The organism is Massilia aerilata (assembly GCF_042656905.1).
Lineage (GTDB): Bacteria > Pseudomonadota > Gammaproteobacteria > Burkholderiales > Burkholderiaceae_D > Telluria > Telluria aerilata.
This window is the reverse complement of record NZ_JBHSMZ010000008.1, coordinates 228,736-248,901: the sequence shown is the minus strand read 5'-3', so window position 1 is coordinate 248,901 and position 20,166 is coordinate 228,736. Positions and strand designations below refer to the sequence as shown.

The following is a 20,166-nucleotide window of genomic DNA, read 5'->3' as shown; positions in this document are numbered from 1 at the left end:
CCTGTATAGATGTGCCCGGCTTACTCGGCCAGCGCGGCGAACGCCGCTTCGCGCACCTGATCGACCGGGCCCACGCCCGTGATCTTGCGGTATTTCGGCGCGCCGGGCAGGCCCGACTGGGCCCACTTGTTGTAATAGCCGAGCAGAACTTCGGTCTGGTTATGGTAGACGGCCAGACGCTTCTTGACGGTCTCTTCCTGGTCGTCGTCGCGCTGGACCAGCGGCTCGCCGGTGACGTCGTCCTGGCCTTCCACCTTGGGCGGGTTGAACTTGACGTGGTACACGCGGCCCGAAGGCTGGTGGGTGCGGCGGCCGGTCATGCGCTCGACGATCATCTCGTCCGGCACGTCGATTTCCAGCACGTAATCGATGGTGACGCCGCTTTCCTTCATGGCGTCGGCCTGCGCGATGGTGCGCGGGAAGCCGTCGAACAGGTAACCATTGGCGCAATCGGCGTCCTTCAGGCGCTCCTTCACCAGGCCGATGATGATGTCGTCCGACACCAGCTGGCCTGCGTCCATCACCTTTTTCGCTGCCAGGCCCAGCTCGGTGCCGGCCTTGATGGCGGCACGCAGCATGTCGCCGGTGGAGATCTGGGGGATGTTGTATTTTTCTTTAATGAAATTCGCCTGGGTGCCTTTACCGGCGCCGGGGGCTCCTAACAGAATGAGACGCATGAAGGATTTCCTAAAAGGTGTTGATGCAGATGTTGATGCATATTTGACTAACTGGATACGAAAGTTACCACAAAAGCAGCACTAAACGCCACTGCGGGGAATCGATCGCAGGGGCTGCTTGAGATGACGCAGACCGTATCCGAAGATATTTCCAACCGGATCAAGATGCGTAGAAAGCGCGCACCCGCACCAGGTCTTCCGGCGTATCGACGCCCGCTGCCGGCGCGCTGTCGGTCACATGGACGGCGATCGGCACGCCATGCCAGAGCACGCGCAGCTGTTCCAGCGCTTCGATCGTTTCCAGCGGCGAGGGCTCCAGCTGCGGATATTGTTGCAGGAAAGCGTTGCTATAAGCATACAAGCCGATATGGCGCAGCGGGACATAGCCTGCCGGCAACTGCTCGCGGCTTTGCGCGAAGGCGTCGCGATGCCAGGGGATGGTGGCGCGCGAAAAATACAAAGCGCGGCCGAGCTTGTCGAGCACGACCTTGACCACGTTCGGATTGAAGGCGTCCGCAGCCTCGTGCAGCGGATGGGCGCAGGTGGCCATCGGCACCTCGCGGCCGATGCGGGCGGCGCAGGCGGACAGCAGGGCCGGGTCGATCAGCGGCTCGTCGCCCTGCAGGTTGACCACCACGGCGTCATCCGGCAGCCCGAGCGTGCGCGCGACTTCGGCGATGCGGTCGGTGCCGGACGGATGGTCGGCGCGCGTCAGGCAGGCTTCGATGCCGTGCTCGGCGCAGGCAGCCAGGATGTCGGGGTGGTCGGTGGCGACGACGATACGCCCGGCGCCGGATTCCCGGGCGCGCTCGGCCACGCGCACCACCATCGGCTTGCCGCCCAGGTCGGCGAGCGGCTTGTTCGGCAGCCGGGTCGAGGCCAGGCGGGCCGGGATGATGACGACGAAACTCATGGCAGGATCAGACCGACGGCTCGACCTTGCGGGCCTGGTCGGCCCACATGATCGGAATGCCGTCGCGGATCGGATAGGCCAGGCGGTCCGGGCGGCAGATCAGTTCCTGCGCTTTCTTGTCATATTCGAGCGGTCCCTTGCACAGGGGGCAGACCAGGATATCAAGCAGTCGGGCGTCCACGACATTTCTCCACGATTTGAGCGGCCAGCGCAGCATCGATCTGCGCGTTGACCGGGACGACCCACAGGCGCGGGTCGTTGTTCAGATGTTCAAGTTGCCGACATTTTACTGCATCCTTCTCCGTGATCAGGATGAGCTCGGCATCGAGGTCCTTGAAGGGGTCGTCGAGGAAGTCGTGGTGGTCGGGCAGCGGCAGCTCTTCGATCCGCAGCCCGGCCGCCTTGAGCATGCCGAAGAAGCGCGCCGGATTGCCGATGCCGGCGGCGGCCACGATGCGCTTGCCGGCCATGGTTTCGGCCAGCGTGGACAGCGGCAGGCGCTGCCGCGGGTCGCGCAACTGTTCTGCGTACTCGCCGGCCAGCTGCATCCGGTAGGGGCGGCCGCCGACCGCCAGCGCCAGCGCGGGCGTCAGCTCGGGCGTGTTCACGACCGTGAAATCGCGGCGGCGCGAAGGCGGCTCGCGCAGCGGCCCGGCCGGCAGGGTCCAGCCATTGCCGACGCCGCGGCCGTCGAACAGCACCACCTCGACGTCGCGCTGCAAGGCGTAGTGCTGGAGGCCGTCGTCGGTGACCAGCACGTCCACTTCCGGATGGCGTTCCAGCAGGTGGCGGCCGGCATCAAAGCGGCGGCGCCCGACCACGACCGGGCAGCCGCTGCGCATGCCGATCAGCAAGGGCTCGTCACCCACCTCGCGCGCGCTCGAGCCCGGCAGGACTTCACGCGGACCGCTGTCCCCTTCCCCGCCATGGCCGCGCGAGATCACGCCGGGTGTCATGCCGGCGGCGCGCAGCTGCGCGACCAGCCAGATGGTGAGCGGGGTCTTGCCGGTGCCGCCGATGAAGATGTTGCCGACCACGATGACGGGGACCGGCAGGCGCTCGGATTTCAGGATGCCGGCGCGGAACAGGGTTACGCGCAGCGCGGCGAGGAGGCGGAACAGCAGGGACAGGGGCCACAGGGCCAGGGCCAGGGGGCCGCGGCGGAGCCAGGCGCGGGTGAGGGTTGATTCGAGGGAAGATGCCATGTCAGGCCGTCAGCAAAAAGCGTTAGCTCAAGCACGTCGTCCCCGCGAAGGCGGGGACCCAAGTTCTGCTTGAGCTAACGAAACGCTTGCAAACTTGGATCCCCGCCTGCGCGGGGACGACGAAATAAGGTCGCGGGGCGATGGAAAAGGTCGCGGGGCGATGGAAAAGGTCGCGGGGCGATGGAAAAGGTCGCGGGGCGACGGGCAAGGTCGCGGGGGCGACGGTTCAAATGTACGCGGTGCGCTTACTTCTGCCCGCCGCTCTGCGCCGCAAACGTCAGCTTGTCATACCCCGCCATCCGCGCTGCTTCCAGTACATTGATCACCATCTGGTGCATGGCGAACTGGTCGGCATTCACGATGATCACCGGGTCCTTGGCCGGGTTCGCCAGCGGCTGGCCGTCCGGACCGGTCGCGGCGGCGTGCCTGAGGTCCTCGGCCAGGCCGGCCACGCCGTGGAAGGAGACCGGCACATTGTTGACGGTGTAGTTACCCTTGGCATCGACGGTCACGTTGATCTCGAAGGGCTTGTCGATCGCCTTCTCGGCGTCGGCGGTCGGCAGGGTGATCTGCAGTTCGGTGAACTTGCTGTAGGTGGTGGTGACCATCAGGAAGATCAGCACCACGAGCAGCACGTCGATGAACGGGATCAGGTTGATCTCCGGATCCTCGCGCTTGCGGCCGCGGCGGAAGTCCATCATTTGCGGGCACCGTGGACGACGTCGACGAATTTCACGGCCTGCAGCTCCATGTCGATGATGAAGCTGTCGACCAGGGCGCGGAAGTGGCGGTAGAACACCAGCGCCGGCATCGCGATCGCCAGGCCGAAGCCGGTGTTGTACAGGGCCACCGAGATGCCGTGGGCCAGCTGGGCCGGATTCGTGCCGCTCGCATTCTGGGCGCCGAAGATCTCGATCATGCCGACCACGGTGCCGAACAGGCCCATCAGCGGCGCCAGCGAAGCGATCGTGCCGAGCGTGGTGAGGAAGCGCTCGAGCACGTGCGCCACGCCCCTGCCCGCCTCTTCGATCGACTCCTTCATCACGTCGCGCGGGGCGTCGACGTTGCGCAGCGCGGCGGCCAGCACGGCGCCCAGCGGCGAATTGGTCTGCAGCTTGTCGATGATGTCGGGCGTGACCTTGCCGCTGCGATAGACCTGGATGACTTCGTCGAGCAGCTGGCGCGGCAGGATTTTCTCGCGGCGCAGGTAGATCAGGCGTTCGATGATCAGCGCCAGTGCGATGATCGAGGCAATCAGCAACAGCCAGATGGGCCAGCCGGCGGCTTGAAGAATGGCGAGCAAAAGGAACTCCTGAATGGGTAGAAAAACAAGGCGGAAACGAATTGCGCAATGTAACGTGTTGCCAGCTTTGCGGCAAGTAGAGTTCTGCACACTTTCTGTGGATAAAAGTGTGCGCAAGAGGCTTTACTGCAGGAAAGATCCTTGATTCTTAAAGGATATTTTTCCATGCGTAAAAACTTGGCAGGCGCTTCATCCAATTTCCATGTTGCAACCAAGGCACGCCGGCCGGATGAAACTTGCCCACAATTTCTGTGGATAAATTTGTGTGGAATACCCTTCCCATACGGTAAGTCATTGATTTTACTGATGGAAATTTTAGCGATTAAATTTGTAGCAGCACCGCAGCCGCGTAACTTGCCTACAGCCCGGCCCGCTTCTGCACATTTTTTGTGGACAAAATTGTGCGCAAGCGCACGTAGCGGCACCAAACCCCTTGATTCATAAGGGAAAAGTATCGGAGCCCGTTTTTTGGGCAGCCAGACTTATCCACGACTCATGCCGGCTTTGCACATAAACTGTGGAAAACGATGTGCGCAAGCCCGGCGACCAGTGTCCAAGTGTTTGAATCCAAAGAATAAAGCTCTGCACGCACAAAATTTAGGCAGGCGCCTCCATATCAGTCCGGCTTGCGTAGGCGGCAATCTTGAAGCTGGACTGGTATAGTCCCATCCTTGACGAACACCGGGGAGCGGTCGATGGACGGCCCGGCTTGCACCTGAACCAGGCATTGCCATTCGCCGCAGAAATCTTCTTTGCGGCCCGTGCTTCTTCACAAATTTTGTGGAAAAGATTGTGAGCAAGGACCTTGATCAAGATCAAAGTGTTTGAATTTAAAGGATAAACATGTGCTGCAACATTTTTGAGCACAGTATGACTTATGCTCTGTAGAACTGAATCAGGCTCCGGATAGCCCAGGTTTACACATAAATTGTGGAAAACAATGTGAGCAAGACCGCGAACAGCAAGCTAAGTCATTGATTGCCTTGATAAAACAACTGCATGCCTGTTCTTTACGCAGCAAGGATGAGCCGGTTGGCTTATCCACTTCCTCACAATTTCTGTGGATAAGATTGTGGCCAAGTGCCATCCACACTTGCCAAGTGCTTGATCCGTAAGGAAATTTTGTTTCTGCATCGAAATCAGGCAGCGAAATTAACATTAAAAATCAAGCGTTTACAAAAACTATTTGTTGTACACCCTTAGATATGGCGCCCACAATATGCAGCCATGTTTTTGTGGACAGTTAAAAGCCCATTCCTATGTTCCCGCCATCCGACGCCGATCCCGCCTACGCCGCCCCGCCCGTCCTTACCGTCACCGCGCTCAACCAGCAAGTGGCGCGCCTGCTGGAGCGTTCCTTCCCGCTGGTGTGGATAGCCGGCGAAATCTCGAACTTCACCCGCGCCGCGTCCGGCCACTGGTACTTCACGCTGAAGGACGATGCCGCCCAGGTACGCGCCGTGATGTTCCGCGGCCGCGCCCAGTACGCCGGCTTCACGCCGCGTGAAGGCGACAAGGTCGAGGTGCGCGCCCTGGTCACCCTGTACGGCGCGCGCGGCGACTACCAGATCAACGTCGAGGCGATCCGCCGCGCCGGCGTCGGCGCCCTGTACGAAGCCTTCATGCGCCTGAAGGAGAGGCTGGGCAACGAGGGCCTGTTCGACCAGGAGCGCAAGCGGCCGCTGCCGCTGTTCACGCGCGCGATCGGCATCGTCACCAGCCTGCAGGCGGCGGCCCTGCGCGACGTCCTGACCGCCCTGAAGCGCCGCGCACCGCACGTGCGTGTGGTGCTCTACCCTGCCCCGGTGCAGGGCCAGGGCGCGGCCGAGAAGATCGCCGAAGCCATCGCCACCGCCTCGCGCCGGAAGGAAGTGGACGTGCTGCTGGTCTGCCGCGGCGGCGGCTCGATCGAGGACTTGTGGAGCTTCAACGAGGAAGTGGTGGCGCGCGCCATTGCCGCCGCCTCGATGCCGGTGATCTCGGGCGTCGGCCACGAGACCGACTTCACGATCGCCGACTTTGCCGCCGACCTGCGCGCCGCCACGCCGACCGCCGCCGCCGAGCTGGCCGCGACGGCCCGCGACGATTGGATGAACTCGCTGGAAGCGGACGCCGGCGACCTGCGCCGCGCCATGGAGCGCATCCTGTCCGAGGCCAACCAGGGCCTCGACAGCCTCAGCCGCCGGATGATCAGCCCGTCGGACCGCATCGCCCACCAGCGCCTGAAACTCCTGGGCATGGCCAGCAGTCTGACGCATGCCGTGCGCACGCCGGTCAACCGCAACGGCGTGCTGCTGGCCCAGCTGCAGCAACGCTGGGCTCGCCACCTGCCGGATGTGCGCTCGCTGCGGGCGCTGCTATCGTCGGAACGGCGCCAGCTGGCGGCCAGCATGAGCAGCCAGCTGCGCCAGCGGCGCGAGGGGCTCGGCGCGCTGTCGGCCCAGCTTGAACTGCTGAACCCGCAGCGCACGCTGGAGCGCGGCTATGCGATCGTCAGCAATGCCAAGGGCAAGGTGCTGCACTCGCCAGGCCAGATCAAGCCGCGCGACACCATCGTGGTGCGGCTGGCCGAGGGCAGCGCCGAAGTCGGCGTGGCGAGCGTACAGGACCTGCTTGATTGAAACGAAAGCCAAACATGCAACCGTCGCGCATCCGGTTTAGAATATGCGACCGTTTAGGAAGAACGACCCGTTTCCAACCAATCAAGGAATAAGACATGGAACATACTCTGCCGCCACTGCCGTACGCCAAGGATGCCCTCCAGCCGACCATGTCGGCTGAAACGCTGGAATTCCACTATGGCAAGCACCACCAGGCCTACGTCACCAACCTGAACAACCTGATCAAGGGCACCGAGTTCGAAAACCTGTCCCTGGAAGAAATCATCAAGAAATCGCAGGGCGGCATCTTCAACAACTCCGCCCAGGTATGGAACCACACCTTCTTCTGGAACTGCATGACCCCGAACGGCGGCGGCGCGCCGACCGGTCCGGTGGCCGACGCCATCAACGCCAAGTGGGGCTCGTTCGACAAGTTCAAGGAAGAGTTCCAGAAATCGGCCGTGGGCAACTTCGGTTCGGGCTGGACCTGGCTGGTGAAGAAGACCGATGGCAGCGTCGACATCGTCAACACCTCGAACGCCGGCACCCCGCTGACCACCGAGAACAAGGCCCTGCTGACCGTCGACGTCTGGGAGCACGCCTACTACATCGACTACCGCAACGCCCGTCCGAAGTTCGTCGAATCGTGGTGGAACATCGTCAACTGGGACTTCGTGAACCAGAACTTCGCGTAATCAAGCGGAATATCCTGTAGCCTGTGACGGCCCGCCACGTGCGGGCCGTATCTTTTCAAGCCCGCACTTCAATCGAACCCGAAGGCCTGCCCGCCGACCGTCACCATGCGCCAGCTCCCTTCGGCTTTCACGCTCACGCGCGGGCGCTTGCAGCCGACGTCCAGCAACACCAGGAATTCCGCCATCGATCCGCCGTCGTTCTTCAGATGGAAGGCGCCATGGTCTTCCGTCACGCCCTTCTTCGGCCTGGGTCCGGTCCATTTGGCGAAGGGCGCGTTGCCGTTCAGGTCGAGCAGGCACACGGACTGGCGGCCTGCCACTATCTTCACGCTCGACGGGCTTTCGATCTTTATGAGGCCAGGGGCATGCAGATTGAACTCGTAAGTGTGCGGCGCCTTCGCCGATAGTTTGTCGCGCACCACCATCGCGTTCGGGCCATGCAGGTAGACGATCTGGCGCACGGCCTGGGTCAGCTGGCCGCCGTAGGCCGCCGTCGCGTCGCCCTCCGCGTAGTCATACGCTTGTTTTGCCGAGAATGCGGTGATGCGGCCGTTGCGCCGCAGCTGCTCGCGGTAGCCGTCCACCAGCTGGCCCTTGCCGCCATCGAACGTCACCGCGTTCTGCGACCTGGTCTGGCGGTACCAGTCGCTCCACTGCGGCGAGCCGTACCAGTCATACCAGCCTGCCTTGACCAGCAGCGGCTGGCCGGCCACGGTCAGCAGCAGGCCGTTCTGGTCGCCATGGCTGTGATTGAACGAGCCGTAGGGGCTGGACTTGAAGTAGAACGCGCTGTCGCCCTTCGCGCCGATGTCGCGGTGCATCGCCACCCAGCCGATGCTGGGGAACCAGGCCGCGTTCGCCGGCTGGAGCTTGCGGCGAGTAGCGGTCACGGGCATCGGGTAGGGTCCCTCGAACACGGTCAGCGCATCCTCGGCCGCCGCCAATTTGCTCGCATACCAGGCGGCGCGCGGCGACACCATGCGGTTCGCGAGCGCGCGCAGCACGCGCGCATCGGGCCTGGTCTCGGCACCGTCGCCGAAGGCATGCACGGGCGCGCCAGGCGGCACGAACTCGATCAGGAAATCCATGAAGCCCACTGTCCACGGCTTGGCGTACAGGTTCACGCCGGTGGCCTGGAGGATCGGGTCCCACAGCGCGATCATGTAGCTGGCCGCGTATTCCGCGTAGGCGGTACCGTTGGCATAGCCGCCTTCCTGGCCCGACCAGGGGTCCGGCATGCCGGCATGCGCACGGAAGCTGAAGTCGAACCACTTCTGCGCGTCCGGCAGCTCGCCCAGCGCCAGCGTCGAAATGAGCGCCATGTAGCCGAGCAGCGTGGTGGCGTGCGAATCGAAGGGATGCTCGTCCAGGCGGCCGCGGTCCGCGGCCAGGTCCTGGAACATGTCGTTCGCGCGCACATTGACGATCTTCAGCCACCTTGCCTTGCGGCCCTTGTCCAGGTCGCCGGCCAGCAGGTCGACCGCCTTCACCAGCGCCAGCGCGACCTGGCGTGTCGCCTGGTCCTGGTTCGCATAGCTGGTCGGCCCTTGCGGGCCCAGCCCGGCCAGCTGGTCGCCGCGCTTGCATGCCTCGTCCAGGTAGGCGGGATCCTTCGTCAGACGCCACAGGATGGCTGCCGCTTCCAGCTGGCGCGACGCTTCGTCGACACGGTGCGCGATCTCCCGCTGCTGGGCGGCCATCGCCGCGCTCAGCGGCGCCTTGATCGCCAGCGGCCAGCGGGCATCGTCGAGGTCGGGCAGCGCCCCGATCTGCAGCTTGACCTCGCTGACCAGGCGGCTCAGGTAGGGTGCAAGCGCCTTCTTCCTGGCGGCGCTCCAGGCGGAGGCCGGCGTGAACGAGGACGGCAGCGAACGCGGCCGGGCATTGGCCAGGATGCGCACGCGCAGCGTGGCGTTGTCCGGCACTTCGAAGGTGATCGACTTGCCGGTGATCGAGAAGCTGCGCCGTGCCGACCAGTCGCTCGAGCCGGCCGGGCGCACGCGCCATGTGTAGTTGCCGGACGCCAGGGACTTGGCCGGCAGGTACCAGTTGCGGTCGACCGTGCTGCTTGCCGGCGCCCCGCCCTCCGCTGCGATCTCGATCTCGTAGCGGGCCGCACTGCCCGGGTAACGGGCCCAGGTGAACGTGGGCGGGTTCTGCAGTTGCACCTCGCTGTTGGACGGGTTCGCCCGGACAACCAGCGGATCCGTCGATTGCGTCCAGTCGGCGCGCGCGACCAGCGGCCACAGAAGCGAACTGAGGGTTGCCGCAGCGATGATGCCTTTCCGATGCAATGTCATGGTCTTACTCCGCGAATGCCGGCCCGGGCGGCCGGAGGTCCGCTCGCATACTACCGTTTTCATGTCACCGAAGGCCTGCCAGCCCGCGTATGCGCTGAACGCATGGCCCTGTAACCAAAAGAAATCCGTCACAGCGGATTTTTTCGCTTACAAGTCGTCTTTTGTCGTGAAACTGTATCAAAATGTCCAGTCTTTACGGCAATTGCGCTTTCGGGGGACGTGCTCTTATACAATGCCGGGCTCAAGGAGGCATCATGTATCGTGTACTGTTGGTCGAAGACGATCCCCGCCTGGCGGAACTCGTCACGGAATACCTGTCCAGTTATGAATTCTCGGTGGACCTCGTCACGCGCGGCGACACCGCGCTCGAGCATTTCAAGCAGAGCCAGCCCGATATCGTCGTGCTCGACCTGATGCTGCCCGGCATGGACGGCATGGTCGTCTGCCGCCAGATCCGCGAGCAGTCGGAAGTGCCGATCCTGATCCTGACGGCGCGCGAAGACACCTATGACGAAGTCTCGGGCCTGGAACAGGGCGCGGACGACTTCGTCAACAAGCCGGTCCAGCCGCGCGTGCTGCTGGCGCGCCTGCGCGCCCTGCTGCGCCGGACCCAGCAGAAGGCGGCGCCGGATACCCGGGTGCTGGAATTCGGCGGCCTGCGCATCATGACCAACGACCGCAGCGTCAGCTGGCGCGGCCAGCCCTGCGTGCTCAGCAATACCGAGTACAAGCTGCTGCTGGTGCTGGCCGAAGCGGCCGGCCGGGTGCTGTCGCGCGACGAGCTGCTCAAGAAGATGCGCGGCATCGAGTTCGATGGCCTGGACCGCAGCATCGACAACTGCATCTCCAAGCTGCGCAAGAAGTTCGACGACAACCTGTCGGAAAAGATCAAGACCGTGTGGGGCGAGGGTTACCTGTTCTCGCCCTCGGCGTGGAACTGAGCGCCTGAGAAAATCAACGTCCGCCAGAAACATCGATGAAGCTGCCGGTGGTATAGGAAGCTTCATCGGACAGCAGCCACAGCACGGCCCGCGCTACTTCGTCCGCCTCCCCGCCCCGTCCCATCGGCACCGAATTCTTCAGACGCTCGACGCGCCCCGGTTCGCCGCCGCTGGCGTGCATCTCCGTGGCGATCAGCCCGGGCCGCACGCCATTCACGCGGATGCCTTCGCCGGCCACCTCTTTCGCCAGCCCGATCGTCAGCACATCCAGCGCCGCTTTCGAGGCCGCATAGTCGACGTACTCCCCGCTGGCCCCGAGCACGGCGGCGCGCGAGGACACGTTGACGATCGCGCCGCCGCCGCCGCCCCGCTTGGTCGACATGCGCAGCACCGCTTCGCGCGCGCACAGGAAGCTGCCGGTGACGTTGGTGGCGAAGATGCGCTCGATGCGGGAAGCATCCATCTGCTCGACCCGCATCTGGCGCGCCAGGATGCCGGCATTGTTGACCAGGGCGTCGAGGCGGCCGTAGCGGGCGTCGAGTTCGGCGAACATGCGCATCACCTCGTCTTCGCGCGAGACATCGGCCTGCACCGCGAAGGCGCTGCCGCCGGCATCTTCGATGGCGCGCACGAGCTGCAGGGCGGGCACGGTATCGGAACGGCAGTTGATGCAGACCCGGTAGCCGCGCGCGGCGGCCAGCATCGCGCAGGCGGCGCCGATGCCGCGGCTGGCGCCGGTGATGAGGATGGTTTTATCGGTCATGCGCTCGAGCATAGCGCATGACGCGCTTACTCGAAAAGGGGAAGAATCGCCAGCGGCGCATTGAAGGTCGCCACCTGGCCGCGCTCGGGGCTGCCGGCAAAACGGTAGACCACGGACGGCAACGCATCCGGCTCGCCCACGGCCAGCGGCAAGGCCTGCTCCTGGCTGTCCGGGCGGCGCAGTCGCGCCCCGCCTTCGGCCTTTTTCGGGAACAGCAAGCGCACGCCGGCGCACTGGCGCGCGCGCTGGGAGGCGTCGACGTAGCGTGCGAAGTCAAGGGCCTGCAGGCAGGCGGCGCGCAGCTCGGCGATGTCGTAGACGCCGTCCGGTCGCACCGCGATCGACACCTGCGGGCGCAGGCTGAAGCCCAGGCCCTTGCGGTTCAGGGACAGGGCCGCATTCTCGTCGTAGGCGGCCTTCTGCAGCGGGAACACGGTGCGTCCCAGCGGGTCGAGCGGCAGGTTGACCTGGGTCGAGCGGCCGGACAGGCTCAGCTGCAGGCCCTCGGCCAGCGCGCCGCGCTCTTTCGGCAGCACTTGCAGCTGGTTCACCAGCAGGTTTTTCGGGCCGCCATATTTCTCGAATACCACCATGGCCCGGTAGGCGTCCCGGTAACTCAGGGCATCCCCGTCGTGCGCCTGCGCGGCGGCCGAACCGGCCGCCAGCAGCAGGGCAAGGGATGCGATGAATTGTCGGACGGGACGCATCGTCAGAATCGATAAGCGAGGGCGGTCGAAACCGTCAGGTTGGTGGACCGCTCGGTAAGCGGGCTTTTGCCGGCATCGCCCAGCAGGCGTTTGGCCTGCAGGTTCGAGCTCAGCATCCAGGATGGGCCCAGGACCCAGTTCCAGCGCGCACCCAGGTGCACGTCCTGCAGGCCGCCGCCCGGCTGCCAGGCGGCAAAGCGGCTGCGCATGGATTCCGCCTGGGTGACGCCGAAATAGCTTTCGTTGTACTGGCGGTTGACCAGGCCGAGGCCGGCCGACAGCGAGACGCGATGGCGCTCGCCGGCGACGAAGGCCAGGCGCTGGACGCCCAGGTCCAGGCGCGCGCCGTCATGGTCCTTGCCCGCACCGGCCAGCAGGCTCGACGTCAGGCGCCACTGCGGATTCAGGTAGGTATTGTAAAAGGCGCCGACTTGCAGGCGCGCACCGATCTCATCCATACCGGCCAGGCGCCCGCTCAGGATCATGGCTTTCTCGCCCGGCGCGGCGGGGGCGATGCCGTTCAGGCCGCTTGCACCGACGCCGTCGGCGCCGAGGCCGGTGCCGGATTCGTCGCGGCCGGGCTGGATCGCCAGCAGCGGGCCGTACTCGACAGTGGGCGAACTGGACAGATGCATGCCTGCGCTCATCCCCGAAACGAAGACGCCGTTGCTCCATTGAACCTGGAGCACCGGCAGTGCGGACACCCTGCGGCTTCCCGAACCTTCGTAGCGCGCGGCCGACTGCAAGCCGAGGCCGGCATACATGTCGCGGCTGCCGTCCGGCATCGGATTGGTGGCCGGCGTCTGGGCCAGGACCGTGCCGCTGGCCAACGAGCCTGCCACGGCGCCGGCGCTCAGGACGAAGGAGAGAAGCTTGTTCATATAGCCGAGTAAAAAGATTCAGGAAAACAATATTCTACGTGCTTGTCTTCCCTCTCCCAACTCTGTCAGTTCTGCTGCACGACTTCTGTCGCAAATTCGACCGGCAGCTCGCTGCGCTCGATCGCCACCAGGTGCGCCGGGTGGGTCACCAGCATCGCGCACATCACGCCGATCGGCGGATGCCGGTCGACTTTCTGCACGACGATCTTGCCGTCGCCGCGGCGCACGCCGGCAATCGAGGTAGAGTAGCAGGGGCTGGTGCTGCCCATGAAGACGCCGACCACCATGGTGGTGCCGAAATCGACCACCGGCGCCGGCTGCCCGGGCGCATGATAGGCCCACAGCAGTTTCCAGGCCTCGGCATCCTTGATCACCACGTTGCGCGCTTCTTCCACGCCGGAAGCGGTGGTCTGGCTGATCGTCTTGAACGCGATGTCCGTGCCCGCGCCAGGCTTGACGAACTCGACCGGAGCATCGCTGCGCTCGATCGCCACGACCTGCATCGCATGGGTGAGCACGGCCGGGCAGACATCGAAGGTCTGCAGTTCGCGCTCGTCGACCTCGACCTGGATCGAGGCGGCGCCGGCGACCACGCGCGGAATCGCGATCGTGTGGCAGCCGCTGCCGGATTCGCCGGCAAACACGGCGACCAGCATCTTGCTGCCGAAGTCGACCTTCGGCAGTTCGGGCACAGGGTTGCGGCCGGCGGTATGTTCGGTCCACAGGCGGGCCCATGCGGCCTCATCCTTGATGACCAGGTTCTTCTTGTCGACGACGCCGGAGAAGCTGTCCTTGGCGACGCGCTCGAAAGGCATCTGCGTGCCGGCTTTCGGCAGGAAGCTGAAGCGTTCGACCTTGTGGGCGCTGCCCAGGCCGAGGTCGGCCTTGTCGAGGTTCTGGACGATGGTGTCGAACATGCCGCGCGAGGCCGTGTCCGGGCAGGTGGTGCGCGGGCCGGCAATGGTGTCGCCGGCCGAGCACAGCACCTGGTCCGGCCTGGCGCCGAACAGCACCTGTTCGTAGGAGGCATCGGCGCAATTGCCGGCGCGGTCCCACAAGACTTGCTTGCCGTCGATGATGAAGAGGCGGTTGCGGCTTTCGGCGCAGCTCGCTTCGCGCGCCATGTTCTGGAAGTCGGTCATCACCAGCGACGGCGCCGGCTCACCCACGGCCACGCCCTGGCTGACCTGGCCTGCCTGGCGGTCGGGCTGGGCGCTGGAACCGCCACCGCAGCCGGCCAATCCGGCTGCCAGGATTGCGCCGGCGAGCGGCAGCGAAAACTTTGCACGTTCAAACATCGCCATCTCCTGCTTCCTCTCCTACGAAGTCTTGTTGGGGGAATAAAAAAAGGCCCACCGTCAGTCGCGCATCAGGTGGGCCAAACGGAAAAACCTGATGAGTAGCCATCGTACGCATGGCTTGCAAGCGAATCCCCCTCGACATGTCAGGCTTTTGTCTTGATTTTGTAAGATATGGTTTTTTTAATTATTACTCCTATACAATTCCGCCTATGAGCAAGACGACTTCTTCGGTGGCGTGAACCGCCTGTTCTTCCGTTTCTTTATCCTGGTCATGCTGTCGATTACGGCAGCTACGTTCGTCGTCTATTTCGTCTTCGCGCGCCTGTTCGGCGATCCGCTGGAAGACATCGCGCGGCGCCAGGCCTCGGCCCAGATCTTCCTGCTCGAACAGTACGTGGACCAGGCCCCGGCCGACGAGTGGCTGGGGCGCCTGAACAAGGTGCGCGAAGTGTCGACCGCGCATTTCGACCTGGTCCCGCTGGACCAGGCCAGATCCGCCCTGCCGCGCGCCACCCTGGCCGCCTTCGAGCGCGGCGAGATCGTGCTCGACCCGGCCCGCAAGCGCTTCTTCCGGCGCGTCGACCTGCTCGGCGACCGCTATATCGGCAGCAACGAGGAAGCGATCCGCGCCTCCAGCCTGCCGATCGACCTCAACCAGGCCCTGCTGATGGAAGTGGTGCGCTACGTGGTGGTGGCGCTGGCGCTGCTGGTGCCGATCGCGCTGTGGTCGCGTGCGCACTGGCAGGGCTTGCAGATGCTGGCCCGCACGGCCGACGAATTCGGCGCCGGCAAGCTGTCCGCGCGCGCGCAGATGAAGCCGTCGGACGCGGCCTATCCGCTGGCGGAGCGCATCAATGCGATGGCCGAGCGGATCCAGGGACTGCTCGAATCGCAAAAGAACCTGCTGCACTCGGTCTCGCACGAATTGCGCACCCCCATCGCGCGGCTGCAGTTCGCGCTGCAGATCCTCGAAGACCAGGCCGGCGACCCGGCCCTGAGCAAGCGGATCGCGGCGATGGATGGCGACCTGGCCGAGCTGAACGAGCTGGTCAACGAACTGCTCTCGATGAGCAAGCTGGACAACGCAAGCGAGCCGCAGCGCGCCCTGTTCGAGGTCGAGCCGGTGCTGCGCGAATGTCTCGACACCCTGCATCCGCGCCCGGCCAGCCTGCACGCCGAACTCGGGACCAGGCTGGGCAGCGTCGACGGCGACCGCCGACTGCTGGCGCGCGCGGTCGGCAACCTGCTGCGCAATGCCCAGAAATACGCGGCGCACACGGTGGCGCTGAGCGCCCGCCACCATGAGGGCCTGCTAGAGATCCTGGTCGACGACGACGGCCCCGGCATTCCCGAGGCGGAGCGGGAACGCATCTTCGAGCCCTTCTACCGGCTCGACCGCAGCCGCGACCGCGCCACCGGCGGCTTCGGGCTCGGGCTGTCGATCGCGCGCAAGGCGGTCCGGCTGCATGGCGGCGAGCTGAAGGTAGAGACATCGCCGCTGGGCGGGGCGCGTTTTGTGATCACCCTGCCCGACGGCGTCCTCAGCACCTGAGATTATTTCGATGCCGCCGCCTTCGCCACCAGCGCGTCGGCGATCTGCAGTGTCGCCTGGAACATTTCCTGCGGATTGTTAGTCTTGATGCTGTCGTGGGCCATGGACGGCGAGGTCATGTATTTGCCATCGACGATGATGGTCGGCACCGATTCCACCTTGTAGTTGGCGATGACGCGCTCCAGGCCGCGCAGGCGGGCCAGCACGCCGAAGGAATTCCAGGCGCCCAGGAAGCTCGCGCGGTCGATGCCGTTCTTCGACACCCAGTCGATGATGGCGGCGTCCTGGTTCAGGCGGATGCGCTGCTGGTGCACGGCGTTGAAGACCCTGGCGTGCATGTCGTCCAGGCGTCCCAGCGCTTCCAGGGTCAGGTACAGGTGGGCTTCCGGGTCGGCGGCGCCGGTATAGGGCATGTGGATGCGGCGCACCTGGATGCGGTCGCCCTGCTTCTTGACCCAGTCCTCGAATCCCGCTTCCAGGCCATTGCACACCGGGCAGTGGTACATGAAGAACTCGATCACCTCGACCTTCTTGCCGGCCGCCTGCACCGGCTGCGGCTGGGCGAGGGTCAGGTAATCGACGCCGTTCTGCGGGTTCGCCGGCGAGGCGAAGGCTGGGATCGTGGCCGAGACAGCGGTGGCGAGCAGGCAGGCGGCGGCAAGGCGCAGGAGACGCATTTGGGGGTCCTTTGAACGTGGGCGATATGCATAGCTTAGCATTCTTCCATGCAAAGATTGCCTTAAAGGAAACTTAGGAGGCGTAAAAAATCCCGCTCGGTGGCGGGATTTTCGGGATCGCTGAAAATCAATGCTTCCTGGGCTTGGGCGGCGGTTCGGGCAACTCCGCGCGGATATGGCTGACGCCGTACCACAGGTGTTCCCACCAGTGCTCGCGCGAGTGCACGGTGCGCAGGCAGGCGCGGTCGATCTCGCCCTTGAACACCGGGTCGGCGCACTTGTTCGACACCAGGGCATAGCGCTGGTTTTCGGCATTCACGAGGGCGATGCAGAGCCAGAAGACCATGCCGGCCAGGACCGCGACCACGCCCCACAGCCAGTGCAGGTAGTAGCTCACGTCGTGCAAGTCCTCGTCTTCCGGCTTGGACTTGTCGTACATCTTCAGGATCTTGCCTTCCGCATCGCTCATTTCGTTTTGGCTGCCTTTGCGACCAGCGCATCCAGGACCTGCAGGGTGGCCGCGAACAGCTGGGGTTCGCTATTCGTCTTGACCGTCTCGTAGACCTTGGCCGGCGAGGTCTGGTACTTGCCGTCGATCACGATGGTCGGCGCGCCGTCGACCTTGTAGGCCTCGACGATACGGTTCAGTCCCCGCAGCTTGGTCATCACGCCGAAGGAATTCCAGGTATTGGTGAACGCGGCGCGGTCGAGGCCGTTACGCGAAGCCCAGTCGATCACGGTCGCGTCATCCTTCATGCGGATACGGTCCTGGTGGATGGCCTTGAACACTTTTGCATGCATCTCGTCGACCTTGCCCATCGCTTCCAGCGTCAGGTACAGGTGGGCTTCCGGATCGTTGGGGCCGGTGAACGGGAAGTGCACGCGCTTCAGGACGATATTGTCGCCCTGCTTTTTGACCCACTGTTCGAACTGCGGTTCCAGCGCATTGCAGTGCGGGCAGTGGTACATGAAGAACTCGATCACCTCGACCTTCTTGCCGGCCGCCTGCACCGGCTGCGGCTGAGCGAGCGTCACGTATTCGACGCCGCTTTTCGGATCGGTCGGCGAAGCAAAAGCGGTGCTAGCGATGAGGCTGGCGGCAAGCAGGGCGAAACGCAGGGAACGCATAAGTATCCTTCTCGAATTGATTGAGCAAACGACCGCGAGATTACCACTTTTTCGCCCCAAAGCCGAACCCACCTCCCGTTTTTTGCAATTGCTTACCGCTGTAACGACGACTTACCTCAAACCGGGGTCAGACCCCGAATTTTGGCAACAGCCTGGTGGATATTGCCAAAAAACGGGGTCTGACCCCGGTTTGCGTTTTGTCAGAAGTCGTAGCGGGCCGAGAGTTTCAGCTGGCGGCCGTCGCTCGGGTAGATGCCCGTCTGGCAGCCGTAGGCGTAGCTGAAGTAGCGGCGGTCGGCCAGGTTGAGGCCGTTGACGGCGACTTCCCATGCGCCCAGCTTGACGGCGTAGCGTGCGTCGAAGGTCACGTAGGACGGCATGGCGGCGGCGCAGCGGTTGTCGAAGTCGCTGCCGTAACGCTGGCGGCCGACCCATTGCGCGCCGAAGTCTGCGCTCTGGCCACTGCCCGGCAGCCAGCTCAGGCGGGCCGTCAGCACGTTCTTCGGCACCAGCACCATCTCGCGGCCGGCGTTCGGGCCGTCGGTGAATTTGGCGTTCACGTGCTGCAAGTGGGCGGTGGCGCGCCAGCCGGTCGTCAACGCGGTCTCGGCGTCGATCTCGACGCCCTGGCGGCGGGTCGGATCGAGGTTGGTATTGGCGAAGGCGGTCGGGTCGTAGAAAATCTCGTTGTCCAGCTTGTGGCGGAACACCCGGGCAGTCAGCTTGCGCATTTCGTCACCCCAGCTGGCGCCGAATTCCAGGTCGTGCGAAGTCTGCACCTTCAGCAGGCTCAGGCTGGTACGGAAGCTGTTCTCGTCGACGTTGGCCACGCGGTAGCTCTGCCCTGCCCGCGCCGTCAGTTCCAGCTGCGGCAGCAGGCGGTAGCTGCCCTGCGCCTCCCAGGCGTTCTGGCCCTGCGAGCCATTGTCCGCGACACCGCCGGCCATCGCGTCGATGTAATCCTTGTCGAAGATCTCGCGGCGCGCGCCCAGTGCGATGCGGCCGTCGTGGGCCGGGTCGAAGCGCAGCTCGTCGCGCACGTAGAAGGCCTTCGATTTCTGGCTGGCGTCGGCCAGCGAATAGTCGGCCGTCGTCTTGCGCTGCCAGTCGATGACGTCGACGCCGGTCACCAGCTCGTTCAGCATGCCGCCGTCCAGCGTATGCAGCCAGCGCGCACGCGGCGAGAACTGGTTCTGGCGGCCCTTGTACTTCGTCACCGAGGCGCTGGTACCGAAATAGTAGTTCGAGTCGACGTCGCGCTCGCGGTGCGACAGCTCGGCCGCCAGGTCGACTTCGCCGATGCGGTATTCGGCAAAGGCGTTGACGCGGTCCGTATCCAGCGTGCCGAAATCGTTCGGGGTCTGGCTCTGGCGCGGATCGGCCTGGAACTGGGCCAGGGTCAGCGAGCCCGGCAGGCGCGTATCCTGGCGCGCGCTTTCCACGCGCACACCGGCGCGGCCACCCGCATAGGCCACCTGCACCCCGGCCGACAGGCTGTTCTGCGTGAAGGCGCTGTTGGCGCGGTAGTTGTCGTTGTCCTGGCGCGCCACGGCGGCATCGACGCTGAGATTGCCTGCCACGTGCGACACGGAAGCGCGCAGGTCGCGTTCCTTGAACTGGCCGGCCTCGGCGAATACCGAGCCATGCGTGCCCGAGCGGGCATAGCGAGCGTCCTTGCGCGTGACGATCTGGATCACGCCGCCGGTCGCGCCTTCGCCGTACAGCACGCTGCTACCGCCGCGGACGATTTCGATGCGCTCGACGGTGTCGATCGGGATCGTCGACAGCACCGAGTTCGCCAGTTCGTTCTCGTTCAGGCGCACGCCGTCGACCAGGATCACCATGTTCTGCGCGCCGTTGGTGCCGAAGCCGCGCAGGTCGAGCGCGAAGTCGGGCGAGGAGTCCAGGCTCTGGCGCCCGAACACGCCGCCGATCTTGCGGATCGCGCCATTGACGTCGTTGACGCCGGCCTGGCGGATCTCGTCGCGGGTGATGACGGTGGCGCCGATCGGCTCCAGCGATTCGGCGCTGGGGAAGCGCGAACCGGTGATGACGACGGTGCTGGCCAGGGGTTCATCCGCGTGGGCGGCAAAAGGCAGGGTAATGGCAATGGCGCAGGCCAGCGCGAGCGCGGGCTGATTCTTGGAATTCATGATATTCAAAGCTGGATCGTTAGGCCGGCGCGCGTCCCCGCATGCCGGCTCAATATGGAAGCGCGGCAAACCGCCCGCTTCCCCCTGTCTGGCCGGTATCCGGGCTAGCAAGACGAACTGCTTCACCTTCCTGCACGCGAAGCGCGCAGTGGTCCTTGAAGCAGCCAGCCATCATCACGATGGCGCTTGTTTACCGTTGCGGGGGCAGCACACGTTGGCGCGGCGCCGGGGGCGCCTGCGCTCCGTGTTTCCCGTTTAACTGCACGCGAGGGAAGACGCGTGCGGGCACCAGAACCCCGAAATTATAAACCTAATAAGCAACATCTCTACCGGTGGGTGGTCTATTCAGGGTGATTTTCGAATATAGTGT

General features: G+C 64.5%; 20 protein-coding genes and 1 riboswitch. Of the genes, 5 read left to right on the top strand and 15 right to left on the bottom strand.

Going from position 1 to position 20,166, the window contains the following annotated elements:
• Positions 1 to 20 precede the first annotated feature (20 nt).
• From adk to ACFPO9_RS13755, 6 genes are all read right to left on the bottom strand, one after another.
• On the bottom strand, positions 21 to 677 hold the full coding sequence (adk, locus tag ACFPO9_RS13780) for an adenylate kinase (protein ID WP_379771650.1): 657 nt from the start codon (positions 675 to 677) through the stop codon (positions 21 to 23).
• Between the two features lie 160 nt (positions 678 to 837).
• The gene (gene kdsB / locus ACFPO9_RS13775; RefSeq protein ID WP_379771649.1) at positions 838 to 1,590 is read right to left on the bottom strand and encodes a 3-deoxy-manno-octulosonate cytidylyltransferase; all 753 of its coding nucleotides are present in this window, start codon (positions 1,588 to 1,590) and stop codon (positions 838 to 840) included.
• Positions 1,591 to 1,597: 7 nt separating this feature from the next.
• The gene (locus ACFPO9_RS13770) at positions 1,598 to 1,771 is read right to left on the bottom strand and encodes a Trm112 family protein (protein ID WP_379771648.1); all 174 of its coding nucleotides are present in this window, start codon (positions 1,769 to 1,771) and stop codon (positions 1,598 to 1,600) included.
• Positions 1,752 to 2,795, bottom strand: coding sequence for a tetraacyldisaccharide 4'-kinase (gene lpxK / locus ACFPO9_RS13765; protein ID WP_379771646.1), 1,044 nt, complete (start codon positions 2,793 to 2,795; stop codon positions 1,752 to 1,754). The genes ACFPO9_RS13770 and lpxK overlap by 20 nt, the downstream gene beginning before the upstream one ends.
• Positions 2,796 to 3,040: 245 nt before the next feature.
• A complete protein-coding gene (locus ACFPO9_RS13760; RefSeq protein WP_230027662.1) occupies positions 3,041 to 3,493 on the bottom strand; it encodes an ExbD/TolR family protein in 453 nt (150 codons plus the stop codon).
• On the bottom strand, positions 3,493 to 4,098 hold the full coding sequence (locus ACFPO9_RS13755) for a MotA/TolQ/ExbB proton channel family protein (RefSeq protein ID WP_036237285.1): 606 nt from the start codon (positions 4,096 to 4,098) through the stop codon (positions 3,493 to 3,495). Before ACFPO9_RS13755 ends, ACFPO9_RS13760 begins: the two co-directional genes overlap by 1 nt.
• Before the next feature lie 141 nt (positions 4,099 to 4,239).
• Here ACFPO9_RS13755 and ACFPO9_RS13750 point away from each other — a divergent pair, with 141 nt between their 5' ends.
• From ACFPO9_RS13750 to ACFPO9_RS13740, 3 genes are all read left to right on the top strand, one after another.
• Complete coding sequence (locus ACFPO9_RS13750) at positions 4,240 to 4,542, top strand: hypothetical protein (RefSeq protein ID WP_379771644.1); 303 nt, start codon at positions 4,240 to 4,242, stop codon at positions 4,540 to 4,542.
• 815 nt (positions 4,543 to 5,357) lie between these two features.
• Positions 5,358 to 6,719, top strand: coding sequence for an exodeoxyribonuclease VII large subunit (gene xseA / locus ACFPO9_RS13745; protein ID WP_379771643.1), 1,362 nt, complete (start codon positions 5,358 to 5,360; stop codon positions 6,717 to 6,719).
• A 95-nt stretch (positions 6,720 to 6,814) separates the two neighbouring features.
• On the top strand, positions 6,815 to 7,393 hold the full coding sequence (locus tag ACFPO9_RS13740) for a superoxide dismutase (RefSeq protein ID WP_379771642.1): 579 nt from the start codon (positions 6,815 to 6,817) through the stop codon (positions 7,391 to 7,393).
• 68 nt (positions 7,394 to 7,461) lie between these two features.
• On the opposite strand, the gene ACFPO9_RS13735 is transcribed toward ACFPO9_RS13740, so the two are convergent.
• The gene (locus ACFPO9_RS13735; protein ID WP_379771640.1) at positions 7,462 to 9,693 is read right to left on the bottom strand and encodes a heparinase II/III domain-containing protein; all 2,232 of its coding nucleotides are present in this window, start codon (positions 9,691 to 9,693) and stop codon (positions 7,462 to 7,464) included.
• Between the two features lie 254 nt (positions 9,694 to 9,947).
• Here ACFPO9_RS13735 and ACFPO9_RS13730 point away from each other — a divergent pair, with 254 nt between their 5' ends.
• Positions 9,948 to 10,634, top strand: coding sequence for a response regulator (locus ACFPO9_RS13730; RefSeq protein WP_230027611.1), 687 nt, complete (start codon positions 9,948 to 9,950; stop codon positions 10,632 to 10,634).
• A gap of 13 nt (positions 10,635 to 10,647) precedes the next feature.
• Here the strand turns inward: ACFPO9_RS13730 and ACFPO9_RS13725 are convergent, their stop codons facing one another.
• The 4 genes from ACFPO9_RS13725 to ACFPO9_RS13710 all read right to left on the bottom strand — a co-directional run bounded on the left by ACFPO9_RS13725 (position 10,648) and on the right by ACFPO9_RS13710 (position 14,283).
• Positions 10,648 to 11,397, bottom strand: coding sequence for an SDR family oxidoreductase (locus ACFPO9_RS13725; protein WP_379771638.1), 750 nt, complete (start codon positions 11,395 to 11,397; stop codon positions 10,648 to 10,650).
• Positions 11,398 to 11,423: 26 nt separating this feature from the next.
• Positions 11,424 to 12,104, bottom strand: a complete 681-nt coding sequence (locus ACFPO9_RS13720; protein ID WP_379771637.1) for a hypothetical protein — start codon at positions 12,102 to 12,104, stop codon at positions 11,424 to 11,426.
• A gap of 2 nt (positions 12,105 to 12,106) precedes the next feature.
• Positions 12,107 to 12,985: a MipA/OmpV family protein gene (locus ACFPO9_RS13715; protein ID WP_379771636.1), complete on the bottom strand. Its 879-nt coding sequence runs from the start codon at positions 12,983 to 12,985 to the stop codon at positions 12,107 to 12,109.
• Between the two features lie 65 nt (positions 12,986 to 13,050).
• Positions 13,051 to 14,283: a hypothetical protein gene (locus tag ACFPO9_RS13710; protein ID WP_379771635.1), complete on the bottom strand. Its 1,233-nt coding sequence runs from the start codon at positions 14,281 to 14,283 to the stop codon at positions 13,051 to 13,053.
• A gap of 238 nt (positions 14,284 to 14,521) precedes the next feature.
• On the opposite strand from ACFPO9_RS13710, the gene ACFPO9_RS13705 reads away from it, so the two are divergent.
• Positions 14,522 to 15,838 (top strand): ATP-binding protein, encoded by a 1,317-nt coding sequence (locus ACFPO9_RS13705; RefSeq protein WP_379771634.1) that lies wholly within the window; start codon positions 14,522 to 14,524, stop codon positions 15,836 to 15,838.
• 2 nt (positions 15,839 to 15,840) lie between these two features.
• On the opposite strand, the gene ACFPO9_RS13700 is transcribed toward ACFPO9_RS13705, so the two are convergent.
• From ACFPO9_RS13700 to ACFPO9_RS13685, 4 genes are all read right to left on the bottom strand, one after another.
• Positions 15,841 to 16,515 carry a thiol:disulfide interchange protein DsbA/DsbL gene (locus ACFPO9_RS13700; protein ID WP_379771632.1) on the bottom strand — a complete coding sequence of 225 codons (675 nt, stop codon included), beginning with the start codon at positions 16,513 to 16,515 and terminating at the stop codon, positions 15,841 to 15,843.
• 127 nt (positions 16,516 to 16,642) lie between these two features.
• On the bottom strand, positions 16,643 to 16,984 hold the full coding sequence (locus tag ACFPO9_RS13695; protein WP_379771630.1) for a hypothetical protein: 342 nt from the start codon (positions 16,982 to 16,984) through the stop codon (positions 16,643 to 16,645).
• The gene (locus ACFPO9_RS13690; RefSeq protein ID WP_379771628.1) at positions 16,981 to 17,643 is read right to left on the bottom strand and encodes a thiol:disulfide interchange protein DsbA/DsbL; all 663 of its coding nucleotides are present in this window, start codon (positions 17,641 to 17,643) and stop codon (positions 16,981 to 16,983) included. Before ACFPO9_RS13690 ends, ACFPO9_RS13695 begins: the two co-directional genes overlap by 4 nt.
• A 200-nt stretch (positions 17,644 to 17,843) precedes the next feature.
• Complete coding sequence (locus ACFPO9_RS13685) at positions 17,844 to 19,796, bottom strand: TonB-dependent receptor (RefSeq protein ID WP_379771627.1); 1,953 nt, start codon at positions 19,794 to 19,796, stop codon at positions 17,844 to 17,846.
• Positions 19,797 to 19,869: 73 nt separating this feature from the next.
• A riboswitch (cobalamin riboswitch) is annotated at positions 19,870 to 20,104 on the bottom strand.
• Between the last annotated feature and the right edge of the window lie 62 nt (positions 20,105 to 20,166).

What these genes read in the sequence shown, in the direction of transcription:
- ACFPO9_RS13685 (WP_379771627.1), bottom strand. Translation starts at nt 19,796, where the DNA reads ATGAATTCCAAGAATCAGCCCGCGCTCGCGCTGGCCTGCGCCATTGCC.
- lpxK (WP_379771646.1), bottom strand. Translation starts at nt 2,795, where the DNA reads ATGGCATCTTCCCTCGAATCAACCCTCACCCGCGCCTGGCTCCGCCGC.
- xseA (WP_379771643.1), top strand. Translation starts at nt 5,358, where the DNA reads ATGTTCCCGCCATCCGACGCCGATCCCGCCTACGCCGCCCCGCCCGTC.
- ACFPO9_RS13690 (WP_379771628.1), bottom strand. Translation starts at nt 17,643, where the DNA reads ATGCGTTCCCTGCGTTTCGCCCTGCTTGCCGCCAGCCTCATCGCTAGC.
- ACFPO9_RS13735 (WP_379771640.1), bottom strand. Translation starts at nt 9,693, where the DNA reads ATGACATTGCATCGGAAAGGCATCATCGCTGCGGCAACCCTCAGTTCG.
- adk (WP_379771650.1), bottom strand. Translation starts at nt 677, where the DNA reads ATGCGTCTCATTCTGTTAGGAGCCCCCGGCGCCGGTAAAGGCACCCAG.
- ACFPO9_RS13725 (WP_379771638.1), bottom strand. Translation starts at nt 11,397, where the DNA reads ATGACCGATAAAACCATCCTCATCACCGGCGCCAGCCGCGGCATCGGC.
- ACFPO9_RS13710 (WP_379771635.1), bottom strand. Translation starts at nt 14,283, where the DNA reads ATGTTTGAACGTGCAAAGTTTTCGCTGCCGCTCGCCGGCGCAATCCTG.
- ACFPO9_RS13760 (WP_230027662.1), bottom strand. Translation starts at nt 3,493, where the DNA reads ATGGACTTCCGCCGCGGCCGCAAGCGCGAGGATCCGGAGATCAACCTG.
- ACFPO9_RS13720 (WP_379771637.1), bottom strand. Translation starts at nt 12,104, where the DNA reads ATGCGTCCCGTCCGACAATTCATCGCATCCCTTGCCCTGCTGCTGGCG.
- ACFPO9_RS13695 (WP_379771630.1), bottom strand. Translation starts at nt 16,984, where the DNA reads ATGAGCGATGCGGAAGGCAAGATCCTGAAGATGTACGACAAGTCCAAG.
- ACFPO9_RS13730 (WP_230027611.1), top strand. Translation starts at nt 9,948, where the DNA reads ATGTATCGTGTACTGTTGGTCGAAGACGATCCCCGCCTGGCGGAACTC.
- kdsB (WP_379771649.1), bottom strand. Translation starts at nt 1,590, where the DNA reads ATGAGTTTCGTCGTCATCATCCCGGCCCGCCTGGCCTCGACCCGGCTG.
- ACFPO9_RS13740 (WP_379771642.1), top strand. Translation starts at nt 6,815, where the DNA reads ATGGAACATACTCTGCCGCCACTGCCGTACGCCAAGGATGCCCTCCAG.
- ACFPO9_RS13700 (WP_379771632.1), bottom strand. Translation starts at nt 16,515, where the DNA reads ATGCGTCTCCTGCGCCTTGCCGCCGCCTGCCTGCTCGCCACCGCTGTC.
- ACFPO9_RS13715 (WP_379771636.1), bottom strand. Translation starts at nt 12,985, where the DNA reads ATGAACAAGCTTCTCTCCTTCGTCCTGAGCGCCGGCGCCGTGGCAGGC.